Here is a 14,158-nt window from a genome sequence, read left to right as displayed (position 1 = left end):
GGAAGTGAAGGCCTTGGGCATGGACCCAAAGGGGTGACCAACGCTATCAACGCTCGGTCACCCCACTAGGTTCCACCGGCTCCCCCAGAGTGCACTGTGCGCGCACTGAGACCAAGCTGTGCCGTCGGCCGGGGGATCAGGGGCGGCGACGGGCCGCGTTGGCGGTGATGGCCTCCTTCAGGTGTTCCGCGAGGCCGGGGCGCATGGAGTCGTAGAACGCCTTGAAGCGCTCGTCGGAGACGTACATCTCGCCGAGGCACTGATGCATCTCGTACGGGCATTCGTAGTACCACGTGCCGATATGCCGCCGGTGCTCCTCTGCCATGTCCATGGCCCGCTCACCGGTCGGCGGCACGCCCTCGGCCATCAGGGCCGTGTAGCGCTCGGCCCAGTCGTCCGCCTCGGCCATCAGGCGTTTCCAGTCCTCCTTGGTGTACGAGGCGGCACGGCGCTGCGACTCGGCGTACGCCTCCGTGCCGCCCCAGCGCTGTTCCGCCTCGTCGGCGTACTGTTCGGGGTCCTTGTCCCCGAACACCTCGAACCGTTCCTCGGGGGTGAGGTTGATGCCCATCTTGCGTGCCTCCATGGCGTGCTCCACGGCCGCGGCCATCTTCTGCAGCTTCTCGATCCGGGCGGTCAGCAGGTCGTGCTGGCGGCGCAGGTGTGCGCGCGGGTCCGCGCCCGGGTCGTCGAGCAGGGTCGCGACCTCGTCGAGGGGGAAGCCGAGCTCCCGGTAGAACAGGATCTGTTGGAGCCGGTCGAGGTCGGCGTCGCCGTAGCGGCGGTGGCCCGCGTGGGTGCGTTCGCCCGGTACGAGCAGGCCGATCTCGTCGTAGTGGTGCAGGGTGCGCACCGTGATCCCGGCGAATGCGGCGACCTGTCCCACGGTGTAGCTCATGCTCCGCTCCCTTGTCCCTTTCTCGGTACGCGCTCCAGGCTGGGTCCTCACGCCACGTGAGGTGCAAGCCGTGCACTTCGCTACGTCGCCGGGTTGTCGAAACGCACTGCGTACGCGGCGGAGGCGGTTCGCAGTGCACTCCGCGAAGCCGCGCCCCGCAGACCGTGCACTTGTGCAATGGTCCACTGCCCGGCGGGCTTCCTAGGGTGGGTCTCGTTCAACCGGAACCGTCCCGTCGTGAGGCCGGGACATCGGTCGCTGCTCGATCGGCTGGTTCCGTGGGCGAGACGCGTGGCCCGTCACGGGGGTGCGGGCCAGCGGATCGTCCATGGGCGGGACAGTGGCGCCTCTCTCGGGCCCTCCACCCCCATGAGAGGAACTTCCTTGACCCAGAGCAACGTCGAGGGTGTCTCGTTCGCCAGCATCAGCGCCGCGTCGGAGGGGGTGGACGGCTCGCAGCTGTCGATCGTGCCCCTCTTCGCGGGCGACGGCGGCAGGTTCACCGCTCATCTCGTCGTGTGGCCGCCCGACTCGGAGCGCCATGAGTGCCTGCACGAGGACTTCGCGGAGGCCGCGCACATCGTCGCCGGAAGCATCGTCGACGAGGACGGCACCGAGCACCGGGCGGGTGAGCTGTGGATGCGGCCGGCGAACCACGTCCACCGTCCGCGTGCCGGGGCCGAGGGGGCCCGTCTCGTGCTGTGGCGGGTGAACGTACCGGCCTCGTGAGTCGGTCGCCGCTCCGGGACGGCCGTGATCACCGGGTCATCGGATCACGGATCACGGGTCACGGGTCACGGGTCACGGGTCACGGGTCACGGGTCATCGGATCACGGGTCACGGATCACGGATCAGGGGTCATGGCTCACTGGATCACCGGAATCACCATGATCGCCTGCGCATGTGTTGGGGCACGTGCGCAGGCTTCCCGGCCGGAGACGCCGGAGATGCCGGAGACGCCGGAGGCTCGGTGGTGGGGTCAGGGGCGGGGCGGCTGGGTCAGGGGCGGGCGGCCGAGCAGGACGTGCAGGGCGAGGGCGATGTCCGCGACGGTCATCACATCCGTGTCGTGGACGCCGATCATCTTCGTGGAGAAGTCCATGCCGAGGAGCGTGGCCGCGTCCCGGGTGTGATTGCGGACGGTGGCCTCCGAGAGGCCGAGGGCGCGTGCCGTTTCCTTGGTGCTGAGATTGTTTTCCAGCCATACGCAGAGGGTCTCCACGAGATCCCGCTGATCGGCCTGTACGGGTCCCAGCCGGTCCTCCGCCCAGGCCTTGACCGTGCCGTCGGCGGCGCCGGTCATCATCAGCGCGGCGAAGTCGGGGGCGTCGACGGGGTCCGCCGGGTCGTCGTCCGGGTTCGGCAGGGCCAGTATGTCGAGCGCGAGAAGGGTCAGGACGCGGTCGTTCATCGAGCCGCGGAGGTCGAGGGAGAGGATCTTTCCCGCTCTGTTGAGCCGCTGCGTGACCGTGTTGCGGTGGACACCGAGGCCGCCGGCGGCTTCCGTGTGCTTGAAGCTCAGGGCGGTCGGGAGGGTTTCGAGCAGCAGTTTCTGCTCGTCGCCACGGCCGGTGAAGTCGTTCAGGAGCGGGGCCATGAGGTGGGCGGCCCAGGCCTTGGCCTCTCTTCTGGGCAGCAGCGGGGCGAACTTGACCTCGGACCCGCCCAGACTTATTCGCTGCGGGGTCGCCGCCGCGTTGCCCACCGCCGACAGTGCCTCCATGTAGCCGACGGCGGTCTCGGCGAGCGGGTGCAGTCGGCTCTGGCCCATCAGATGGCCCTGGCGTTCCGCGATCAGGTCCCTGAGGACCGTCTCGACCCGGTCGTGCTCACGCAGGGGGTCGAGGACGAGGATGTGCTTCGGCTTGCCCGGGCAGGCCGACACGATGGCCTGGTCCGCCAGGGCCCTCTCGCACCACCGCAGGGTGTCCTCCCGGTCGTGGGGGCCGGTGTCGACCACGTAGACCCGGGCGGTTTCCGTGTCCAGCAGGGCTTGCGCGGCGCCGGTGTAGACGACCTGCGCCAGCACCGTCTCGCCCCGCATGAGCAGCTGGAACGCGGCGTGCCGTACCGAGCGCGGTGTCTCGACCTCGGTCCGGTGCTCCCGGCGGGCCTGGTCGCACAGGCCGAGGAGTTTCGCCGCGTGCTGGATCAGCGTCGCGGCGGCGGTGTCGAAGGGGGTGTGCGAGGCGATGGCCAGCCGTGCCTCGTCGTCGGAGTCGGGAGCGCCGGGGGAGATGGACACGATCCGGGTGTGCATGGCACCGGGCCCCGGCGGGGTGGCGTTGTGGGTCTCGGTGATCACGGCGTGGGCCAGTCCGGCCGGCGCGCTGTCCGGGGCCGCCGCGAGGACACCGCGCCGGGCCGAGGTGACGAGGACCTCCGCGTCCAGGGCCACGGAGAGCCAGTCGGCGATGCGCCGGGTCGCCGTGGGGTCGGCGAGCCGGGTCGGCAACCGGCTGAGCAGCCCGTCGAGGTGCTCGACCTGCCGCTCCGCGAACCGGGCGCGCTGTACCTGTAGATCCTCGTTGACCCGCTCCCACGCGGTGGCCTCCGCGGAGGTCGTCAGCAGGGGGAGTTCAAGGCTGTTCGCGACCGCCTGGGTGGGTTCCGGGAGGGCGTGCAGGTCCTGGCCGTGGGCGGCCAGGACGAGCCCGGCCGCCTTGTGCCGGGCCAGCAGTCGGATCAGGTGGTCGAGGGCCTGGGCGGTGGGCCGTGACGGCGCGGGGGTGTCCAGGGAGACCAGGAACAGCGTCCCGTTTCCGGTCGAGGAGTCGGCGAGCCCGTGTTGAAGGTCGGCCATGGGTCGTGCGACGACCTCGGTGACCCTGGTCGGGCCGAAGCGGGACGAGTGGGCGGGCTGGAGGAACCGCAGTCTCAGCTGCGGCCTTTCCTTGATCAGGTACTCAAGGGTGGGCAACTCCGCTGTCCTCCCTCGGGACACTTGTGGATCCGCAGATCACCGAACTCCGTCCGCCGTGTGTGCTTTTGCCACGCCCACGGTGCCCCCGCGTCAGCGTAATGGATGGGTGGGGGCTGGTCGCTCCCGCGCGGCGGAGCCGCCCATCGATCCGCCGCCGCGTCGTGCGACGAGAACGCCGTCGGGTCGTGGGTGTCCTCGGGGCCACCTTCGACGGGTCGGGGGTGCGGCCGGGTTTTCTCGCCCCCGCCGCCCCTACCCGTCCCATCCCCCAGGGGCTCTGCCCCTTCGACCCCGAACCGGCCCGGGGGCCGAGCCCCCAGCACCGCATCGGCACTCAGCCCCCAGCGGGCCCCGGCCCCGCCCCCATCGGCCTCCGGCCCAATATCGCCCCCCCCCAACTCCCCCATCAGCCTCCGGCTCAACATCACACCCAGCCCCTCCTCGGCCCTTGGCTCGACATCACACCCAGCCCCGCATCGGCCTCCGGCCCAACAACGCCCCCGACTCCCCCATCGGCCCCGGCATCCCATCAGCCCTCAATTCCCCCCTCGGCGCCAGCGCCCCACCGACCCCGACTCCCCCAGCGGCACCCGACCCACCCATCGGCCCCAGCCCAACAGCACCCCCGGCCCCCATCGGCCCCAACTCCCCCATCGCCCCCCAACCCAACAGCCCCCCTCCCCCAGCCCTCCGACCCCGTCCTCAACCGTGGGGCGGACCAGGTGTGCATCTGGCCGCTCGGGCTATTTGCTCAGCCGTGTGAACCTCCGTACCGCCAGGGGGAAGAAGACCGCCAGCAGGGTCAGGGGCCACAGTGTGGCGGGCCAGATGTGGCCCGGCTCTCCACTCGGGGCGGCGAAGAGGTCGCGTACGGCTGTCGCGGTGTGGGACAGGGGGTTCCACTGGACGGCCGTGCCGAGCCAGCCGGGCATGGAGTCGGGGGTGGCGAAGGCGTTGGAGAGGAAGCCGACCGGCCAGACGAGGATCTGAACGGCCGTCACCAGCTCCGGTTTTCCGGCCACCATCGCCAGGTGGATGCCGATCCACAGCATGGCGAAACGGAACAGCAGGAGGAGTCCCAGCGCGCCGAAGAAGGCGCCGGGCCCGCCGTGCGCGCGCCAGCCGAGCGCGTACGCGACGCCGATGAGAACGGTCATGCCCAGCGCGGACTGGAGCATGTCCGCGATCGAACGGCCCACCAGGACGGCCCCGTTGGTCATCGGCATGGCACGGAAGCGGTCGATCACCCCCTTGTTGAGGTCCTGGGTGACGGCGAGCAGCGTGCCCTCCAGACCGAAGGCCATGGTGAGCGCGAGCATGCCGGGGAACAGGTAGTCGAGGTAGTCGCCGGTGACTCCGCGACCGCCGCCGACGAGGTAGCCGAACATCAGCAGCAGCATCACGGGGAAGACGATCTGGACGACCGACTGCACCGGCTGCCGCGCCCAGTGGGCGAGTTCGCGGCGGGTCATGGTCCAGGAGTCGGTCAGGGCGTACGTGGTCACACGGCCTCCTTCACCCGGTGGTCCTCGGCCCTGCCGTCCCCGGTGAGGTGCAGGAACACCTCGTCGAGTGTCGGACGGCGCAGGGCGATGTCCTCGGCCTCGACACCGGCCTCCTCCAGGGCCCGTACGACGGCGGAGAGGGCCGTCATGCGGTCGGTGACCGGGGCGCTGAGGAGGCGGCGGTCGGCGTCCACCGCGATGTCGTCCTTGGGGACGGGCAACAGCGCCACGGCGGCGCCCAGTTGGCCGGCGTCGCGCAGGACCACGTCGATACGGTCGCCGCCGAGCGCGCTCTTCAGCTCGTCCGCCGTGCCGTCGGCGATGACGCGGCCCCCGTCGACGACCGAGACACGGTCGGCGAGTTGGTCGGCCTCCTCCAGGTACTGGGTGGTGAGCAGGACCGTCGTACCGCCGCCGACCAGGGACCGTACGGAGTCCCAGACCTCGGCGCGACCGCGGGGGTCGAGGCCGGTCGTGGGCTCGTCCAGGAAGAGCACCTCCGGTTCGCTGATCAGGGACGCGGCGAGGTCGAGGCGGCGCCGCATGCCGCCGCTGTACTGCTTGACGGGCTTGCGGCCGGTGCCGGCGAGACCGAAGCGGTCCAGGAGTTCGGCGGCCCGCACGCGCGCGTGGCGGTTGCCCAGGTGGTAGAGGCGGCCGAACATCTCCAGGTTCTGCCGACCGCCGAGTTCCTCGTCGAGTGCGGCGTGCTGGCCGAGCAGGCCGATACGGAAACGCACCTCACGCGCGCGTGCCACCACGTCGTGGCCCGCCACCTCGACACGGCCCGCGTCGGGCTTCAGCAGGGTCGACAGGATCCGGACCAGGGTCGTCTTGCCCGCGCCGTTGGGCCCGAGCACCCCGTGCACGGTGCCGCGGGCGACCAGGAGGTCGAGCCCGTCGAGAGCGACCTTGCCGCCCTTGCCGCCGTATTTCTTGCGTACCCCTTCGACAGTGATCGCCGAGTCGACCATGAGACCCCCTTGTTAGTCAAACTTGACTACTTGGAGTTGAAGATAAGTCCGAGGTCCCGCACTAGTCAAACTTGATTAACAAGCCACCGGTCGAGCGGTAAACCCACTCAGCGGACGTCCTGCCTGGTCAGCAGTCATCCTCCGGGTAGCGGTTCTCCGTCGCGTACGGGTTCTTCTGGCCCTCCGCCAGGACGCCGACGAACGGGTCGCCCTCGCCGGCGAAGGTGTAGGCGCCGGCGCGGATGCGTTCGATGAGGCCGCGGGTCCACCGGGCGCCGGTGTCGGCGGAGGTGACCCAGTAGTTCATGATCTCGCCGATGTGGCCGAGCTGTTCGGGGCCCTCCTCGGGCGTGTAGTACTCGGTGACCGACTTGCGCCACTCCTCGATGCCCCGCACCCGCTCCGCGAGGAGTCCGAGGACCTCCTCGCGGTCGAGGTCGACCATGCAGCCGAGCGCGGCGGAGAACACATCCGGCTTCTGGTCGTAGGTGGTGAGGGACTCGCGCACCAGCCTCAGGTATTCCTCGGTGCCCTTCTCCGTGATCTCGTACTCGGTACGGGGCGGTCCGCCGACGGTGGAGGGGGCGATCTCGTGCGCGTGCAGGAGGCCCTGTTTCGCCATCTGCTTCAGAGCGTGGTAGATCGAGCCGGGCTTGGCGTTGGACCACTCGTGCGCGCCCCAGTACTCCAGGTCGTTGCGCACCTGGTAGCCGTGGGCCCGCCCGTGCTGACGCACGGCGGCGAGCACGAGAAGACGGATCACTGACATGGGGTCCAGAGTAGGACGCAGGAGGTCAACGGCAGGCCGGGCCCCGCGGACGGGCGACGACCTCGAAAGCCGCCGCTCCTCGCCCCAGGGACCGGGATCGGCTCACGCGCCGGAGCGGCCGTCAGAACGGGAAGTGGCTCCGCCCGTGCTGGACCGAGATCCACTTCTGGGTGGTGAAGACGTCGACCGTGGTTTCGCCGTTGAGGCGGCCGATGCCGGAGTGCTTCTCGCCGCCGAAGGGGACGAGGGGCTCGTCGTGGACGGTGCCGTCGTTGACGTGGAACATCCCGGTCTCGATCCGCTTGGCGAAGGCGACGCCGCGCTCGATGTCCCCGGTGTGGACGGAGCCGCTGAGACCGTACGGGGTGTCGTTGACGAGGCGGACGGCCTCCTCCTCCCCGTCGAAGGGGATGAGGAAGACGACGGGGCCGAAGACCTCCTGCTGGAGGAGGGGCGAGTCGGCCGGGAGGTCGGTGAGGACCGACGGCTCGACGAGGTTGTTGGTGGTGGTGCCGTGGACGAGGGCCGTGGCGCCCTCGGCGATCGCCTGCTCGACGACGGCCGTGACGGAGTCGGCCTGGAGGGAGTTGATGACCGGGCCGATGACCGTCTGCGGGTCACGCGGGTCGCCGACCTTCAGGATCTTCACCTTCGCCACGAACTTCTCGGTGAACTCGGCCCGGATCGAACGGTCGACCAGGACCCGGTTGGCGGCCATGCAGACCTGGCCCTGGTGGACGTAGCGGGAGAAGACGGCCGCGTCGACGGCGTAGTCGATGTCCGCGTCGCCGAGCACCACCAGTGCGCTGTTGCCGCCCAGTTCGAGGATCGAGCGCTTGAAGTGCGAGGCGCAGACGGTGGCGACATGGCGGCCGACCCGGTCGGAGCCGGTGAAGGAGATCAGCTTGGCGACCGGGTGCGCGATGAAGGAGTCGCCGATCTCGGCGCTGTCGGTCACGACGACGTTGAACAGACCGCCCGGCAGGCCCGCGTCCTCGAAGATCTTCGCGAGCAGGGTGCCGCCGGCGATCGGGGTGTTCTGGTGCGGCTTGAGCACCACGCCGTTGCCGAGGGCGATGGCCGGGGCGACCGACTTGAGGGAGAGGAGGAAGGGGAAGTTGAAGGGGCTGATGACACCCACGACGCCGACCGGTACGCGATAGAGGCGGTTCTCCTTGCCGTCGATCGGCGAGGGGATGATCCGGCCCTCGGGACGCAGCGCCAGATGCATCGACTCACGCAGGAACTCCTTGGCGAGGTGCAGTTCGAAGCCGGCCTTGAGGTGCGTACCGCCGAGCTCGGCGATGATCACCTCGGTGATCTCCTGCTCGCGCTCCTCTATGAGCCGCAGGGCCTTCTCGAAGACGGCGCGCCGCGCGTACGCGTTGACCTTGGCCCACTCCTTCTGGGCGGCCTCGGCGGCCCTGAAGGCCGCGTCCACTTCGTCGACCGTGGCGATCGTGATCGACGCGAGCTTCTCGTCGTCGTACGGATTGAAGTCGATGATGTCCCAGGAACCGGAGCCCGGGCGCCACTCCCCGCCGATGTACTGCTGGGCCAGGTCGGTGAAGTAGGACGACATGTGATCCTCAATCAGTCGGCATTGATCAAAGATTGATCACACGTCATCGTACTTCTGAGAAAAGGGAGTTGGAGAGTTAATCGGGGGACTCTGCGAAGACTCTCAGGCAGGCCGCCGACGCCCAGGAGCAGGCAGACCGCCGCCGCTCAGGAGCAGGCAGACCGCCGCCGCTCAGGAGAGCTGCAGCAGACCCCGCAGCAGGTCCCGGCTCTCCGCCGGGGACGGGCTGTCGTCCTGGAGCTGCTTGATCGCCCGCTCGTACTGGGTGACGTCCTCGCGCTTGTCCAAGTACAGGGCACTGGTGAGCTGTTCGAGGTAGACGACGTCGGAGAGGTCGGACTCCGGGAAACTGAGCACGGTGAAGGCGCCGCTCTCGCCGGAGTGGCCGCCGAAGCTGAACGGCATCACCTGGAGCCGTACGTTCGGGCGCTCGGAGATCTCGATCAGATGCTGGAGCTGGCCCCGCATCACTTCCCGGTCGCCGTACGGGCGGCGCAGCGCGGCCTCGTCGAGGACACAGTGGAACTCGGGGGCGCTCTCGGCGACCAGATACTTCTGACGCTCCATGCGCACGGCCACCCGCTTGTCGATCTCGGCCTCGCTCGCGCCCTTCATCCCCCGGGCGACGACCGCGTGCGCGTACGCCTCGGTCTGCAACAGGCCGTGCACGAACTGCACCTCGTACGACCGGATGAGGTGCGCGGCGGCTTCGAGGCCGACGTAGGTGGGGAACCAGCTGGGCAGGACGTCCGAGTAGCTGTGCCACCAGCCGGCGACGTTGGCCTCTTTGACGAGGGAGAGAAGGGAGTTGCGCTCGGCCTCGTCGGTGACGCCGTAGAGGGTCAACAGGTCCTCCACGTCACGGGTCTTGAAGCTGACCCGGCCGAGTTCCATACGACTGATCTTCGACTCGGAGGCGCGGATCGAGTACCCGGCCTTCTCCCGGGTGATCCCCTGCGCCTCGCGCAGCCGCCTGAGATGCGAGCCCAGCAGCATCCGCCTCACCACCGACCCACTCGATTCACCGGCGCCCACGTTCGTCCAGCCTCCCCAACCTTCTTCAAGGGCCGCAGTCTGCCACTAAATCACTCCGATCCGCACTCGTCCGGTTACAGAAATGGAAAGTCTTCAACAGGTGAGACGGGGGGTACGCGTGGGGTGCGGCGGTCGGGCAACCGGCGGGAGTTGACCGGAAAACACAGGGAACGGCCAGAGAGCCGTCCGGCGGTGCCCGGCATCCGGCAACAAGAGGGCGGAAGAAATGTCCAGGAAGCGGTACCGTAGGGTCCATTTCGGGCGCGTGCACGTGCATCTGCCCTTGCATCTGCTGTACGCATCGGAAACCATGGTCCCGCGCCACCGCTGCTGTCTCGCAACGACCGCGATCGATCACGGGGAGTGCCTCGCATGGGGACGAATGGATCGACCATGCTCGAACCCTTACGGCAGGGACTTCCACCACTTGATCCCGCGACCGTGTCCAACGCCGCGTCCTGCGCGCTGCCGCCCCGCTACGAAGCGGTGCGCGAGGCGAGACAGTTCACCCGGGGCACCCTCGACCAGTGGCACATGGGCGACCGGTTCGACGACATATGCCTCGTGGTCTCGGAGCTCGTCACCAACGCGCTGCGCCACGGCCTGCCCACGGCCGCCGGCGCCGGCCCCGCCCAGGAACCTCCCGTACGGCTGCATCTGATGCGCTGGACGGAGCGGTTGGTGTGCGCGGTGCGCGACCCCAGCCACGACAGCCCGGTCGCGCGCGACTCGGACGACTTCTCGGCGGAGTCGGGGCGCGGACTGTTCCTGGTGGAGTCGTTCGCGGACAGCTGGGGCTGGCATCCGCTGGCCGGCACGCTCAGCGGCAAGGTGGTGTGGGCGCTGTTCCGGGTGCCCCCGGTGACCGCCGGGCGGTCCGACCGATGAGGAACCGCGGCGCTTTTCGGCGCCGCGGTTCTACGCGTGTCACGGCGGCCGACGCCGCGCCCGTGAGCAGGTGTTATCCGACCAGGTGGTCGAACTCGCCGTCCTTGACGCCCAGGAGCATGGCCTCTATCTCGGCGCGGGTGTAGACGAGCGCCGGGCCGTCCGGGAAGCGGGAGTTGCGCACCGCCACGTCGCCGCCGGGCAGCCGTGCGAACTCCACGCAGTTCCCCTGCGAGTTGCTGTGCCGGCTCTTCTGCCAGGCCACCGCGTGGAGCTCGGTCAGCTCCGTCGCGGCCATGCCGTTGTACACGTCATCCACGCCGTACACGTCGTGGTCCACAGGTAGCTCCCCGGGTGGTGCAGTGATGTGCAGTGGTGTGCGTGCTGGTGCGCACTGGCTCTGGTGTGGCCATTGGTGTTGCTGATGCTGCGGTCAACTGCCCCGGATCATAGCTTTGTTCACGTGCGGATGCATGGACAGATGCATATGCGCATGCACTGGCAGATGCACGTGCACGAGCCATGACCCTCGGTTACGACAACTGCCCTCGGTTACGGCATCTGTGAGACGTATGACGGGGCGTTCCTGTTCCATTCGGGGCCGAGTCGGCTTTCCGGCGCGGTCTCGTCATAGCTACGCACGCTGTTCAGGGCTGTGCCGTTCAGCGAGAAGGTGCGAACGCCCGCAGGTTGGCGGAAAACGAGCGGCCCCGGGGAGGTGGTGGGACCTCCCCGGGGCCGGGTGGGGGTGGTGGACGGTGGGCGGTGAGTGGCGGTCAGGGGGCGCGGTCGATGGTCGACCGCGGGTTCAGCGGGAGGAGTACGGCAGGAGGGCCATCTCCCGGGCGTTCTTGATCGCGCGGGCGAGTTGGCGCTGCTGCTGGGCCGTGACCCGGGTGACCCGGCGGCTGCGGATCTTGCCGCGGTCGGAGATGAAGCGGCGCAGCAGGTCGGTGTCCTTGTAGTCGATGTATGTGATCCCGGCCTGGTCCAGCGGGTTCGGGCGGGACTTGGCGGGCTTGCGCTCGTGCTTGCGGACCATCGGGGTCAGACCTCCAGGAAGGTGTCGAAGGGGCGCGGCAACCGTTCCCAGGCGTCGCGCCCGGCGGCGTACTCGGCGTCGGTGAGCAGGCAGGACTCCAGGAGCCGTTCGAGTCCGTCACGGTCCAGGCCCGGGGAGGTGAAGACGAGGTGCTGGCAGCGGTCGCCGTGTTCCGGGTGCCAGTCGAGGGCGGCGGCGGCACGGCGTACCGGCGGGACCATGTCCCACGCCGCGTCCGGGAGCGAGGCGAGCCAGGGGCCGGCCGACTCCACGCAGAGGGCTCCGCCGGCGGCGTCCCAGTGCAGCAGGGTGTCCGGGCGCTCGGCCAGCCAGAACCGGCCCCGACTGCGGGCCGCCGCGCAGCACAGGTCTTCGAGGGCGGCGTAGAGGCGCTCGGGGTGGAAGGGGCGGGTGCGGTGCCAGACGAGTGTGGTGACGCCGTGTTCGTCGGCGTCGGTGGGGAGGAGGGCGCAGGCGGGGTGCTGGGCCGCGGCAGCCGCCTCTACGTCGAAACCGGCGAAGGCTGCCGCGACGAGCGCCGGGGAGCGCCGTGGGGGTTGTTGTACGTCGTCGGGTGCGGGTGCGTCGTGGCCGGTCGCTCCACCGCTCTCGGCTTCGCTCGAGCGGGGGGACCCCCAACGCGGCGTAGCCGCGGATGGATGCTGCCCCGCGCTTCTGGCGGTGCTGCCCGCGCCCTCTTCGGCAACGCGCGCCTCGAACCAGTTCACCCATGTGTCCGCCCCGTGTCCGGCGTCGTCGCCCTCGATGGGGACGCGGTGGGCCGTCGGGTGGAGTTGGGCGAGCAGGGCCCTGTCCTCGTCGTCGGCCTCCGGCGAGTCCAGTACGGCCAGGACGGGGGCGTACTCCAGCTGGCGGGCGAAGGTGTCGGCGACGGTGCGCTGGTCGGTGGTGGCGGCGGCGAGGCCGCGTTCGGCCAGGTCGTCGCCGTTGGCGAGGTAGGGCAGAAGGAGGGCCGGGTCCACGGCCGTGATGACCGAGGTGAGCCGCAGCCCGCCGGCCGCGACCACCTCGGCCATCGCCTTGGGCTCCACCGAGTCCCACAGTTCGACCACGGCGAGCCGGGTCAGGCCCGCGTCGGCGAGCCGTTCCAGCTCGGGGACGAGGTCCTCGCGGAGGGCGCAGCACGCGCAGTCGTTGACGAGCGGGGTCTCGCCGGTGGAGACGAGGCCCGTGGCGTCCCGGACGGTCCGGACGACCTTGGCGTCGGGACCGTCGGTCGCGGTCGACAGGTCGTGGTGCAGCGCGACGCTGCCCGGGACCCCGGCGAGCAGCGCCTCCACGGCGGCCCGCCGGGCATCGGCGTGCAGACCGCCGACGATCGCGACAGACAGCTTGGTCACGTCCGTCAGCCCCGCTTCTTCCCGTACCGCTTCTCGAACTTCTCCACGCGCCCCGCCGTGTCCAGCACACGCGCGGTGCCCGTGTAGAAGGGGTGGCTGACGTTGGAGATCTCGACGTCGACCACGGGGTACGTGTTGCCGTCCTCCCACTCGATCGTCTTCTCGCTCGTCATCGTCGAGCGGGTGAGGAAGGCGTGGTTCGCGGCGCGGTCCCGGAAGACGACGGGCCCGTACGACGGGTGGATGCCCTTCTTCATCGCGGGTCAGCGCTCCTCTCGGAAGTCGACGTGCCGGCCCACCATCGGGTCGTACTTGCGCAGCGTCAGCCGGTCCGGGTCGTTCCGGCGGTTCTTGCGGGTGACGTAGGTGTAGCCGGTGCCGGCCGTGGACCGGAGCTTGATGACCGGACGGAGTTCGTTGCGTGCCATGCTGGTACCTTACTGAAAATGAATTCCATTTACACCACCCGCCAGAGAGAGGTGCATCACCCTTGTCCGCCCACTGCATGCTGACCGGCGCCCAGCCCGGCTTCGGCAACCGGATCTCGCACTCCCACCGGCGCACCTCCCGCCGCTTCGACCCGAACATCCAGTCGAAGCGGTACTGGCTGCCCAGCGAGAACCGGTACGTCCGCCTCCGGCTGAGCGCCAAGGGGATCAAGACCGTGGACGTGATCGGCGTCGAGGCCGCCGTGGCACGGATCCGTGCCCGTGGCGTGAAGATCTGAGAGGACGGGTCCGATGGCGAAGAAGAGCAAGATCGCGAAGAACGAGAAGCGGCAGGAGATCGTGGCGCGGTACGCCGAGCGGCGGGCCGAGCTGAAGGAGATCATCCGGCGGCCGTCCTCGACGGATGCCGAACGGGCCGCCGCCCAGCGGGAACTGGGCCGGCAGCCGCGTGACGCCAGCGCCACCCGCGTACGCAACCGGGACCAGACCGACGGCCGGCCGCGCGGTTACTTCCGGGCGTTCGGGCTGTCCCGGGTGAGTCTGCGGGAGCAGGCGCACGCGGGGTTCCTGCCGGGGGTGCGGAAGTCGTCCTGGTAGCCGCCCGGGCGTCCTGGTGGCCGCCCGGGCGTTCGGGGAGGCGTCCGGGCGTTCGGGGAGGTGTCCGGTTCCCGGGGAGGCGTCCGGGCGTTCGAGAGGCGTCCGGTTCCCGGGGAGGCATCCGGGCGTTCGAGA

16 protein-coding genes are annotated in these 14,158 nt (G+C 69.7%); 4 read left to right on the top strand and 12 right to left on the bottom strand.

Translation table 11 applies throughout. The features are described from left to right. Positions 1-136: 136 nt before the first annotated feature. Positions 137-898 (bottom strand): MerR family transcriptional regulator, encoded by a 762-nt coding sequence (locus STRIP9103_RS03850; protein ID WP_009297999.1) that lies wholly within the window; start codon positions 896-898, stop codon positions 137-139. 384 nt (positions 899-1,282) lie between these two features. Here STRIP9103_RS03850 and STRIP9103_RS03845 point away from each other — a divergent pair, with 384 nt between their 5' ends. Continuing rightward, positions 1,283-1,627, top strand: coding sequence for a hypothetical protein (locus STRIP9103_RS03845; protein WP_009298084.1), 345 nt, complete (start codon positions 1,283-1,285; stop codon positions 1,625-1,627). Positions 1,628-1,877: 250 nt separating this feature from the next. Here STRIP9103_RS03845 and STRIP9103_RS03840 read toward each other — a convergent pair whose 3' ends face one another. The 6 genes from STRIP9103_RS03840 to STRIP9103_RS03810 form a co-directional block, all read right to left on the bottom strand. Then, on the bottom strand, positions 1,878-3,818 hold the full coding sequence (locus tag STRIP9103_RS03840) for a helix-turn-helix domain-containing protein (protein ID WP_009298041.1): 1,941 nt from the start codon (positions 3,816-3,818) through the stop codon (positions 1,878-1,880). A gap of 746 nt (positions 3,819-4,564) precedes the next feature. Further along, positions 4,565-5,326, bottom strand: coding sequence for an ABC transporter permease (locus STRIP9103_RS03830; RefSeq protein WP_009298025.1), 762 nt, complete (start codon positions 5,324-5,326; stop codon positions 4,565-4,567). After that, entirely contained in the window at positions 5,323-6,300 is a 978-nt protein-coding gene (locus STRIP9103_RS03825) for an ATP-binding cassette domain-containing protein (protein ID WP_009298037.1), read from the bottom strand. Before STRIP9103_RS03825 ends, STRIP9103_RS03830 begins: the two co-directional genes overlap by 4 nt. Before the next feature lie 127 nt (positions 6,301-6,427). Beyond that, complete coding sequence (locus STRIP9103_RS03820; protein ID WP_048819633.1) at positions 6,428-7,069, bottom strand: PadR family transcriptional regulator; 642 nt, start codon at positions 7,067-7,069, stop codon at positions 6,428-6,430. A 121-nt stretch (positions 7,070-7,190) separates the two neighbouring features. Then, positions 7,191-8,651, bottom strand: coding sequence for an aldehyde dehydrogenase family protein (locus STRIP9103_RS03815; RefSeq protein WP_009297987.1), 1,461 nt, complete (start codon positions 8,649-8,651; stop codon positions 7,191-7,193). A 171-nt stretch (positions 8,652-8,822) separates the two neighbouring features. After that, positions 8,823-9,647: a helix-turn-helix domain-containing protein gene (locus STRIP9103_RS03810; RefSeq protein ID WP_048819632.1), complete on the bottom strand. Its 825-nt coding sequence runs from the start codon at positions 9,645-9,647 to the stop codon at positions 8,823-8,825. A gap of 432 nt (positions 9,648-10,079) precedes the next feature. Between STRIP9103_RS03810 and STRIP9103_RS03805 the strand changes: the two genes are divergently transcribed. Then, complete coding sequence (locus tag STRIP9103_RS03805; RefSeq protein ID WP_009297975.1) at positions 10,080-10,574, top strand: ATP-binding protein; 495 nt, start codon at positions 10,080-10,082, stop codon at positions 10,572-10,574. A gap of 73 nt (positions 10,575-10,647) precedes the next feature. Here STRIP9103_RS03805 and STRIP9103_RS03800 read toward each other — a convergent pair whose 3' ends face one another. From STRIP9103_RS03800 to rpmG, 5 genes are all read right to left on the bottom strand, one after another. Next, positions 10,648-10,914: a DUF397 domain-containing protein gene (locus tag STRIP9103_RS03800; RefSeq protein WP_009298007.1), complete on the bottom strand. Its 267-nt coding sequence runs from the start codon at positions 10,912-10,914 to the stop codon at positions 10,648-10,650. 468 nt (positions 10,915-11,382) lie between these two features. Beyond that, a complete protein-coding gene (gene rpsR, locus STRIP9103_RS03795; protein ID WP_009298089.1) occupies positions 11,383-11,616 on the bottom strand; it encodes a 30S ribosomal protein S18 in 234 nt (77 codons plus the stop codon). A 5-nt stretch (positions 11,617-11,621) separates the two neighbouring features. After that, positions 11,622-12,977 (bottom strand): GTP-binding protein, encoded by a 1,356-nt coding sequence (locus tag STRIP9103_RS03790; RefSeq protein ID WP_009298020.1) that lies wholly within the window; start codon positions 12,975-12,977, stop codon positions 11,622-11,624. A gap of 5 nt (positions 12,978-12,982) precedes the next feature. After that, entirely contained in the window at positions 12,983-13,234 is a 252-nt protein-coding gene (locus STRIP9103_RS03785; RefSeq protein WP_009298076.1) for a type B 50S ribosomal protein L31, read from the bottom strand. A gap of 6 nt (positions 13,235-13,240) precedes the next feature. Then, on the bottom strand, positions 13,241-13,405 hold the full coding sequence (gene rpmG / locus STRIP9103_RS03780; protein WP_009297985.1) for a 50S ribosomal protein L33: 165 nt from the start codon (positions 13,403-13,405) through the stop codon (positions 13,241-13,243). Between the two features lie 62 nt (positions 13,406-13,467). Here rpmG and rpmB point away from each other — a divergent pair, with 62 nt between their 5' ends. Together rpmB and rpsN are read left to right on the top strand one after the other, a co-directional pair. Next, on the top strand, positions 13,468-13,704 hold the full coding sequence (rpmB, locus tag STRIP9103_RS03775) for a 50S ribosomal protein L28 (RefSeq protein ID WP_009298042.1): 237 nt from the start codon (positions 13,468-13,470) through the stop codon (positions 13,702-13,704). Between the two features lie 13 nt (positions 13,705-13,717). Beyond that, positions 13,718-14,023 carry a 30S ribosomal protein S14 gene (gene rpsN / locus STRIP9103_RS03770; protein ID WP_009297943.1) on the top strand — a complete coding sequence of 102 codons (306 nt, stop codon included), beginning with the start codon at positions 13,718-13,720 and terminating at the stop codon, positions 14,021-14,023. The last annotated feature ends 135 nt before the right edge of the window (positions 14,024-14,158 follow it).

Source organism: Streptomyces ipomoeae 91-03 (assembly GCF_000317595.1).
Lineage (GTDB): Bacteria > Actinomycetota > Actinomycetes > Streptomycetales > Streptomycetaceae > Streptomyces > Streptomyces ipomoeae.
Note: the sequence above shows the minus strand (reverse complement) of the source record. Positions and strands in the feature narration are given on the sequence as shown.

Excerpts from the sequence above, each read along its gene's own strand:
- STRIP9103_RS03850 (WP_009297999.1), bottom strand. The coding sequence starts at position 898 with ATGAGCTACACCGTGGGACAGGTCGCCGCATTCGCCGGGATCACGGTG.
- STRIP9103_RS03825 (WP_009298037.1), bottom strand. The coding sequence starts at position 6,300 with ATGGTCGACTCGGCGATCACTGTCGAAGGGGTACGCAAGAAATACGGC.
- STRIP9103_RS03820 (WP_048819633.1), bottom strand. The coding sequence starts at position 7,069 with ATGTCAGTGATCCGTCTTCTCGTGCTCGCCGCCGTGCGTCAGCACGGG.
- STRIP9103_RS03815 (WP_009297987.1), bottom strand. The coding sequence starts at position 8,651 with ATGTCGTCCTACTTCACCGACCTGGCCCAGCAGTACATCGGCGGGGAG.
- STRIP9103_RS03810 (WP_048819632.1), bottom strand. The coding sequence starts at position 9,647 with ATGCTGCTGGGCTCGCATCTCAGGCGGCTGCGCGAGGCGCAGGGGATC.
- STRIP9103_RS03805 (WP_009297975.1), top strand. The coding sequence starts at position 10,080 with ATGCTCGAACCCTTACGGCAGGGACTTCCACCACTTGATCCCGCGACC.
- rpsR (WP_009298089.1), bottom strand. The coding sequence starts at position 11,616 with ATGGTCCGCAAGCACGAGCGCAAGCCCGCCAAGTCCCGCCCGAACCCG.
- STRIP9103_RS03785 (WP_009298076.1), bottom strand. The coding sequence starts at position 13,234 with ATGAAGAAGGGCATCCACCCGTCGTACGGGCCCGTCGTCTTCCGGGAC.
- rpmG (WP_009297985.1), bottom strand. The coding sequence starts at position 13,405 with ATGGCACGCAACGAACTCCGTCCGGTCATCAAGCTCCGGTCCACGGCC.
- rpsN (WP_009297943.1), top strand. The coding sequence starts at position 13,718 with ATGGCGAAGAAGAGCAAGATCGCGAAGAACGAGAAGCGGCAGGAGATC.